Annotated in this window: 6 protein-coding genes; 4 read left to right on the top strand and 2 right to left on the bottom strand. The window is 57.3% G+C overall.

Features of this window, described 5'->3' with window-relative positions; genetic code table 11:
* On the top strand, positions 1–675 hold a 675-nt coding region (locus tag NW837_RS00570; protein WP_414328783.1), incomplete at its 5' end, for an energy transducer TonB.
* A gap of 160 nt (positions 676–835) precedes the next feature.
* Here NW837_RS00570 and NW837_RS00565 read toward each other — a convergent pair.
* Positions 836–1543 (bottom strand): RNA-guided endonuclease InsQ/TnpB family protein, encoded by a 708-nt coding sequence (locus tag NW837_RS00565; protein WP_414328781.1) that lies wholly within the window; start codon positions 1541–1543, stop codon positions 836–838.
* 256 nt (positions 1544–1799) lie between these two features.
* Between NW837_RS00565 and gcvT the strand changes: the two genes are divergently transcribed.
* The gene (gene gcvT, locus NW837_RS00560) at positions 1800–2924 is read left to right on the top strand and encodes a glycine cleavage system aminomethyltransferase GcvT (RefSeq protein ID WP_414328779.1); all 1125 of its coding nucleotides are present in this window, start codon (positions 1800–1802) and stop codon (positions 2922–2924) included.
* A gap of 9 nt (positions 2925–2933) precedes the next feature.
* On the opposite strand, the gene NW837_RS00555 is transcribed toward gcvT, so the two are convergent.
* Positions 2934–3893, bottom strand: coding sequence for a sigma-70 family RNA polymerase sigma factor (locus NW837_RS00555; protein WP_011432772.1), 960 nt, complete (start codon positions 3891–3893; stop codon positions 2934–2936).
* A 940-nt stretch (positions 3894–4833) separates the two neighbouring features.
* On the opposite strand from NW837_RS00555, the gene NW837_RS00550 reads away from it, so the two are divergent.
* Positions 4834–5208: a DUF1257 domain-containing protein gene (locus tag NW837_RS00550; protein WP_414328777.1), complete on the top strand. Its 375-nt coding sequence runs from the start codon at positions 4834–4836 to the stop codon at positions 5206–5208.
* 22 nt (positions 5209–5230) lie between these two features.
* On the top strand, positions 5231–5661 hold a 431-nt coding region (locus NW837_RS00545; RefSeq protein WP_414328775.1), incomplete at its 3' end, for a HEAT repeat domain-containing protein.

The raw sequence follows: 5661 nt of genomic DNA, 5'->3' as shown, positions 1-5661 counted from the left end.
GCGACCCCGACTGCGGCACCGCCACCTTCCACGCCTGTCCCCAGACCTACTCCGACCCAAACTCCACCGCCTGTGGCGGCTGCTCCCTCCCCAAGGCCCACTCCCCCGCCAACTGCGGAGCCCTTGCCCATACAGCCAAGCGAGCGGGTTTCGGATCCCAGCCAATTGGCTCCCGTTCCGCCCGCTCCGCAACCGGTGACAGAGGTTCTTCCCGCCCAGCGGCCCTCTGATTCTTCCCAGTTGGGACCTCCGGTCAGTGCTTCTGCTCCCAGCAATGGGGCCGGGATCCAGGGCAGTGGAGCTAGTGGATTGGCCAACCCCACCCAATCCGCTCCCAATCCCCCCAGTGTGGCAGCGCGGGCCAATGTGGATTGGGGTCCTTGGCTGGCCGCTTTGCAGCGAAAAGTGGAGCAAAATTGGATACCTGGGCAGACCGGTACCTCGCGCCGCACAGTGGTGATCTTTACAGTGGGTCGAGCTGGCGATCTGCAGAGCATTCGCCTGGGGCGCACGTCCGGCAGCCAACAAACAGACGATGCAGCGCTGACGGCTATCCAGAGGGCAGCTCCCTTCCTGCCCCTGCCTGAGGCTTACGAGGGCAACTCGGTGACAATTAATTTCACCTTTGATATCAACGTGCTGGGCCAGTTGACTGTAGGGGGATCCGCCAAGTAAACTACCCGACCCTGACTGCTTCGCGGTACAGAGTAGGCTTTTAGTAGCCCTGCAGTTAGTAAACTAACCACGGACCTCTGGGATGGTTTACGACACCCCCAATCGACCGTTACCAGTGCCTTAAACAACCGTTTCTGGTGTCCGCAGTATTATTATTATATCACAAGGCAAGTGAAGTTGTGTATTCCTCCCGATACTGACTTAATCTGCGCTGGTGCTGCTTTAACCTCCTTTCGCTGCGTCTGAGAAACTTTGGACACTCTACAGAGTTGCCGTTCTGGTCGGTGTAGAAAGCCTTCCAGCCCAAGTCAATGCCAATAACATTGCCTGTGTATTCTCCCTGCTCCTTGCGCTCCACATCCAAGCAGAACTGGGCATAGTACCCATTTGCCCTGCGTATCACCCGCACCCGATTGATTTTGGAGTTTAGGATATGGTGTCTTGCCTCACCATTGCAGTACAGGGCAAATGTTCCTGCGTTGAAGCCGTCGGTGAACGTGATGGACATGCCGTCAGGAGACAGCTTCCAGCCGGACAGCTTGTACTCGACCGACCGACAGTTCTTCTTGAACTGCGGATAGCCTTTCCTTGGCTCTTTGTTCTTGCAACGGCGGTAGAAGTTGGAGAGGGCAGACCAAGCTCTTTCGGCACTAGCTTGACGGGCGGCAGAATTGAGCTGGCGGGCGAAGGGGAACTCTTTGGCCAAGTCCTTGCAGAGGGAATACAGAACCGCTTTGGTCGCGCCCCGGTTATCCATCCAGTACCGCAGACACTTGTTTTGCACAAACTGCGCAGTGCGAATGGCTTCGTCCAGAGCTTGGTACTGCTCTGCTGTGCCGTTGAGCAGCTTGGCTTCTCTGACCAACATATTGCTATTTTAAAGTGCTACGCACCGCTACCGCGAACAGCGTTCCTGAAGGGATAAAACGGTCTGCGCCTTACATCCCTACCCTCAAAGGCAGGGCTTTACGGCGTTTTTTCGGTAAAACCGCAGGGAGCGCTCCAGGTTGCCGACGCGGATCATGGTGTGGAGAAGGCGCATGGCACAAGCTCCGAGAAATGGGCGATGCTGCACTTATTTTAGTCTTTGACCTTTTAGTCTTTAGACCGCTGAGGATCCCTTGATGAGCCAAACGCCTCTGCAACGCACCCCCTTGTTCTCCCTTCATCAAGCTTTGGGGGCGCGATTTGTCTCTTTTGCCGGCTGGGAAATGCCGCTGCAGTATCGGGGAGTGATAGCAGAACATCGGGCAGTGCGGGAGAGGGTGGGGACATTCGACATTTCCCACATGGGCAAGTTCACCCTCTGGGGGCCGGAGCTGGGATCCCACCTCAGCCGTCTGGTTCCCAGCGATCTGAGCGCCGTTCCTGTGGGATCCGGTCGCTACACCGTCCTGCTCAATCCACTGGGGGGCATTTTGGATGATGTCATCTTCTACCGGCATCCACCGGAGGGTGAGCTGGAGCACTGGAGCGTGATCGTCAATGCAGCTACCCGGCAGAAGGATTGGGATTGGCTCAACCACCACTTCCAAGGGATCCCCGGAGTCAACCTTCAGGATCACTCCGACACTCGGGTCTTGTTGGCGGTGCAGGGGCCGGCAGCCGAACAGGTTCTCCAGCCCTTTTTGGAGGGATCCCTGAAGGCTTTGCGCCGGTTTCAGCACAGTCAGTTTGCCGGAGCGGCGGGAGCCTTGGGAGAGTCTATCTTCGTGGCCCGCACTGGCTACACCGGAGAAGATGGCTTTGAAGTCATGCTCAGCCCCGAAGACGGCATCCGCCTTTGGGAGCAACTGATTCAGGCCGGCGTACAACCCTGTGGGCTGGGCTGCCGCGATACCCTGCGCCTGGAGGCTGCCTTCCATCTTTACGGGCAGGACATGGACGAGAGCACCACTCCCTTAGAAGCCGGCTTGGGCTGGTTGGTGAACAACCCAGGGGACTACATCGGCAAGCCCGCCATCGAAAGCCAACGGCAGCAAGGGATCCCTCGCCACCTGGTGGGGTTTCGCATGCTGCATCCGGCCATCCCCCGCAGCGGCTATGCCATCTACGCTCCCAACTCCCCTGAGCCGATCGGACAGGTAACCAGCGGCACCCATTCTCCCAGTTTGGGCTACGGCATCGGCTTGGGCTATGTCGCTCCGGCTTGGGCCAAGGTGGGATCCCGGCTGGAAATTGAAATTCGGGGGCAGCGCCAGCCTGCCGAAGTGGTGAAAAAACCTTTCTACAGTGCTGCGCACCGCTGACGCAAACGGTTACAGGTTCCCGTTAACCCAGGGTTTGGCAGCTTTGGGCGTGGAGTATTCCTGTTGCAGCCGCCGCAATTTCCGCAAGGCCCGCCGCTCAATTTGTCGGACTCGCTCTCGCGAAAGGCCGATGTGCTCCCCAATTTCCCGCAGCGTTAGGCCCCTCGATCCATCCAGCCCATAGCGAGCCACGATCACCTGTCGTTCTCGTTCACTCAGTTGGCCCACCAGCGCGCGGACTTCCTCTCGACGGGCAAGCTGGGTTAGGTGTTCAACAGGGTCGTTGTCTTCATCTGGGATGAAGTGCTGCAGCTCGGTGCCGTCTTCATCCCCTACCCCCACATTCAAGGAACGCATCTCTGCCATGTGGCGGGTGATCAGCTCCCGGTAGTTATCGCCAATATCCAGAGAATCAAAAACTTCTTCCGCTTGGGGACGGGATCCCCTTTCGGCAGATAACTCGCGGTAGCGCCGCTTCACCTGGGAGACCTTTTCGTACATGTGGGCCGGCAGACGGATCATCCGCCCCTTGTTTTGGATGCCCCGGTTCACGCTTTGCCGGATCCACCAAGTGGCATAGGTGGAGAACTTGTAGCCACGGGTGGGATCGAACTTTTCCACGGCGCGGGTGAGGCCGATGGTGCCTTCCTGAATCAGATCCAGAAACGGCAAGCCTCGATTGCGATAGCGCTTGGCAATCGACACCACCAAGCGGAGGTTACACTCCACCATTCGTTTCTTGGCTGCTTCCCCCTGCCGCAGGATCTGCTGCAGCTCCGCTAAAGGGATCCCCAGCCGCTGGCTCCAACCTTCCACAGACTCATGGGGCTGCCGTTGCTCCAAGAGCGTCACCATCCGCTGCACCTGGTGAGCCAGGCGGAGCTCTTCTTCAGCGGTGAGCAACGAGTAGCGGCCAATCGTCTTTAAGAAACGCCCCACCGCATCTTGCAAGTCAAGACTTTCTGACATATCAAACCCCACACCATAAATTCATGTCCTGTCAGAATCTCTACTTCTCCTGCTGCATCGGGCCCTCTTCGTACACACGAAGCTGACCTTTCTGCAAACAGCACCTTATTCATACCAGCACAAAAGCCTTTTCGTAAAGGCTTTGACTTCGAAAAATCTAATCCAGAACTCGGTGTTTGACTCACTAAATTTATTGAGGCTGCTTCACTAGACACTACCGGCAGTGCTTTAAGTCCTTTTTTATTGAGTAGTAACTCTACCTTAAGTAGGAGGGAAGAGATCAACTATTTTATAAACTCAATCTTAAGTTCTAGATCTAGATAGATTGAAAAAATTATTCCACTTGCTTGACCAGTTTTTGGTACCAAATCAGATCTTCAAGAGATCTTCAAGAGACAAAAAAGCAATTTTTTCATCCAATTTGTGGGACTAGAGATGAGTATTTTTGTTCGCAGAGCCATCGGAAAAGCTTACTTGGCAAGGCACAGCAAGGGTCATCGGCGGGTTTTTGGAACGGCTTGGGGCTGGTTTGGTACCTCATCGCCGGCAATTCCAGCCGGAGACAGACGAGAACAGATCCCTGTGGGACAGATTTTTGCTGCTGCCTCCAAACATAGTGGAGACTATCGTCAATTCTTGACTTTAGACGCTAGATGTAGATCCAAGATTTCTGTGTTACCGAACACGCCAGGCGCGGATGCCTCAGCCTTGGTGCTCCGTACCGCTATCGCGAATGCCGCAGCGCGCGCCTACATAAGAAGGCAGGTCAGGCCAGCCCAGCGACCCTCCAGGCCCAGGTGTGTTGCACTCCTGCGGGAGAAAGGGGGAGCTGCGTTCCGCTCGCTCGACCCACCGCAGGATGGTTTACATTTCTTCCACCACCCCAAGGGCGCTTTATAGTGAGGATCCGGTCTCCATCGGTCAAAGGATTGGAAGGGCCATGTCTCACTTCACCACCCTGCAAGTGCAAATCAAAGACGCCGATCTCCTGGAAGAGACTCTGAAGGAATTGGGCTACGCTGTGCAGCGGAATGCCAGCCTGCGGGGCTATCTCTGGAACCGCACCCGCGCCGATCTGGTGATCCGGCAAAAGAATGGCTTCGACATCGGGTTTCGTCGCAACGGGGATCACTACGAGCTGGTGGCCGATCTGTGGGGGGCGGGCATCGATCCCAAGACCTTCCTGGAGCCGATTTTGCAGCGCTACGCCCACAAAAGTTTGCTGCGCTCAGCCCGTGAGCAGGGCTATACCATCGAGGTCGAAGAAGTGCTGGAGGATGGCACCATCCGCGTGGTGGTGGGGCGTTGGGTATAGCTAGGCCCATCGGCATCCGCCCATGGTAGGTAAGCCTCAGCCGGCTGTCAGAACTGGCCAGGGATCCCGGCCCCAACCTTGGGATCTGGTGTTGGGGGGGCAAACGGCAACCGGGAGCGCCCCGGCCCATGCCTTAGTGCTGGGAGGTCTCGAGGGGGCGCGGCGACGACTCGCCCATAGCGATGAAGCCGTGCGCTTAGCCACGCTATCCCAGTTGCTGCAGTACGGGTCGGCGGGCCTGGCCGAACTCATTGCAGCCCTCGCCGGCAATAGCTCTTGGGCAGTCCGCTTGGCAGCTTGGCGGCTGTTGTCTCAGCTTGGCCAGCCGGAGGCAGAACGGGCCTGTCGCACCTACAGCCCTTTTCGCCCGGTGGGGGGAGCGCAAGGGGTGATCGTGGCCTATCGGCGGGGGGAGCGGGATTTTGCCTATGCAGACCTGGAGGGAGCCGACCT

This window comes from Synechococcus sp. R6-10 (assembly GCF_047461815.1).
Lineage (GTDB): Bacteria > Cyanobacteriota > Cyanobacteriia > Thermostichales > Thermostichaceae > Thermostichus.
Note: the sequence above shows the minus strand (reverse complement) of the source record. Positions and strands in the feature narration are given on the sequence as shown.

What these genes read in the sequence shown, in the direction of transcription:
- NW837_RS00565 (WP_414328781.1), bottom strand. Translation starts at nt 1,543, where the DNA reads ATGTTGGTCAGAGAAGCCAAGCTGCTCAACGGCACAGCAGAGCAGTAC.
- NW837_RS00550 (WP_414328777.1), top strand. Translation starts at nt 4,834, where the DNA reads ATGTCTCACTTCACCACCCTGCAAGTGCAAATCAAAGACGCCGATCTC.
- gcvT (WP_414328779.1), top strand. Translation starts at nt 1,800, where the DNA reads ATGAGCCAAACGCCTCTGCAACGCACCCCCTTGTTCTCCCTTCATCAA.
- NW837_RS00555 (WP_011432772.1), bottom strand. Translation starts at nt 3,893, where the DNA reads ATGTCAGAAAGTCTTGACTTGCAAGATGCGGTGGGGCGTTTCTTAAAG.